Genomic DNA, 574 nt, shown 5'->3' on the forward strand with positions numbered 1-574 from the left:
ACAAAATACTAAACAAGATTTATTTTCTTAACGATTCTGGCAAAATCAGATTGATTTCTGCTCTTGAAAAGAATTGTTCCTCATCATTTTTTAGGGCATTCTTTGCTTTCCGATAACTATCAGAACCAGTTAATGGCGAAAGTTTATATATAATAGCTGTCTCTCTCTGTAATTCATTATGCAAACTCATAATAACTTTTGTTTCCAGTAAGGAAAATTCTGCGAGTAGCGTAAGATATCTCTCTCTTACCACCCAAAGTTCATTTTGTGCGTTTTCATGACGAGACGCCTTTCCTGCATAATTTTTTACTTGCAAGAAGGCTGTACACCCCGTAGAAAAAACTGAGAAAATAACAATAAGCCATATAAGATGGTCCTGAGAAAGAATATTAAACTTAAGAAGGACCGACAAAGCTGATATAATTGTGGACAGTGCTAGGGTTATCGTCATACCCCAATTTGCTTTTTTTGAAAGAGTATGGTGTTCTTTGAGGTGGCAGGTGTAGCTATACACCACCTTTCCATACTCGTTTTCCAACAAAGAATATAACTTACCTCTAACATCACCATCTTT

At 35.5% G+C, this 574-nt stretch carries 1 protein-coding gene; it reads right to left on the bottom strand.

Translation table 11 applies throughout. The annotated features are described in order from the left end of the window. Nucleotides 1–19 precede the first annotated feature (19 nt). Nucleotides 20–574, bottom strand: a 555-nt coding sequence (locus H6A60_RS12290) for an SLATT domain-containing protein (protein WP_205105042.1), incomplete at its 5' end; no start/stop codon positions are given.

The sequence above is a fragment of the Sutterella massiliensis genome (assembly GCF_016899755.1).
GTDB classification, from domain to species: Bacteria; Pseudomonadota; Gammaproteobacteria; order Burkholderiales; family Burkholderiaceae_F; genus Sutterella; species Sutterella massiliensis.